Here is a 1,491-nt window from a genome sequence, read left to right on the forward strand (position 1 = left end):
GGAAGATAAAAGCGAGATAAGTGATTTTCAAGCGGCCAGCAATTGGTCAATTCTCACAACTATAGGATTGAATCTTTTCAGAGGTTTGGGTTTTCTCTCAATAACAGAGGGACAGAGGTGGTTAGCTGAACGTTGGGAAAACCTGATAGTTTTATCGACGTAAGAAGCAGAAAAATTAGCTAAATTAACAGGATGTACTCTCAGAAAATTTGAAGAGAGATAGGCTTTTAGTGGCTTGGGAACAAGCTTTATCAATCTCTTCATAATAAATATTGGCAGAGGATTAAAGATTAGTTATTGTGACTAACTATTTTGATTAGAAAAAGATAAACTTGAGAATTTTCATTCAAATTTATTGACTCAAAATCAGCTGTACTTAATTTAAATGAATCAACCCTAGGGGGCCGGGGGGATCGAAACCCCTGGGGAAACTACTGGGTAATGAGTTGGAATAATTGTAAATTTTTGTGGAGAAGTGAAACCAGATCGAAGAATTGTCGCTATACCCTCAGAAGAGTTCTGTTATTTCAGCTTATTTTCAGGAATCTACTTAAAGCTTTTGAGTGTGATATGGGGAAGACTTTCTGAGATCATGCCGAACTGGAATAATCTCAGAAACTTTCCGTATAATGTGTTGGGTTTGCTGAAGGAGTTTGTTGGTGGGGTTAGTAGTCAGTAGCCAGTCGTTAGTCCGGGACATCAGAATAACAGAATGACCTCGCAGGTCTGGAAACGGAACCTTCGAGATCGAAGATAGAAAGTGCAGGGGTTTTGAGTTCCTCAGATCGATTTCTCAACGTTTGTCTCTTGCACTTGTTTGACTAAAAAAATCCCTAAACCGTTTTCTAGCAAAGCTTACACTAATTGTCAGCAAGCCCTATGTAGTTAGCGGGTTCCACTTTATAGTCATTTCAGATAAGTCTGATATACTCTAGACCGACAAAACCTTTATGAACTCTGGGATTGATATTGTCAATCTTAATTGAAATGACTATAGCAGTTTTAATTTGAACAAAAGAGGTTAGAAGTTTATGATTAACTACGGATTTGTGCAGACCAATGAATTTACGCCTGCTCCTTCTGGCGGAAACAATCCTTGGCGACCAATTGGCAACATCGCAAATTGGTCTTACGATGCCCAAGAAAAGTCATTCCTCTTGACGGCAGCATCGAGCAATAGTATTCAAATCAAGATTTACATTCTTGGACCTTCCTCCTTTAGAGTTAGGTTTAATCCAAACTCTACCGACTACTCAAAAAATCTATCCAATGCGGTAGTAAACCGTAACTTGGGTGACACCGGAATCAATTATATACAAGATAGCACTGGTAACTCACTCAAAATTACTCGGTTCTTCGTTACTTGGTATGGTTCGATAGGGGGGCATAAATCGACTAAATCCTTATCTGGCAAGAGACTTAATTGATTAGTTCGCTCTAGAGCAAAAACAATTGACAAAAATCGCTAAATGCCTTTCTATATAAGGGTTC

Annotated in this window: 1 protein-coding gene and 1 pseudogene; both read left to right on the forward strand. The window is 38.6% G+C overall.

Annotated elements, in window-relative coordinates:
- Positions 1-163 (forward strand): annotated as a pseudogene (locus O9295_RS04465) (ISAs1 family transposase); the annotation flags it as partial.
- Positions 164-1,031: 868 nt separating this feature from the next.
- Positions 1,032-1,427 (forward strand): hypothetical protein, encoded by a 396-nt coding sequence (locus tag O9295_RS27695; RefSeq protein WP_502846489.1) that lies wholly within the window; start codon positions 1,032-1,034, stop codon positions 1,425-1,427.
- Positions 1,428-1,491: the final 64 nt, after the last annotated feature.

The organism is Microcystis sp. LE18-22.4A (assembly GCF_027531105.1).
Lineage (GTDB): Bacteria > Cyanobacteriota > Cyanobacteriia > Cyanobacteriales > Microcystaceae > Microcystis > Microcystis aeruginosa.

Bases quoted from the DNA above. Each gene is read 5' to 3' on its own strand.
- O9295_RS27695 (WP_502846489.1), top strand. From the start codon at position 1,032: ATGATTAACTACGGATTTGTGCAGACCAATGAATTTACGCCTGCTCCT.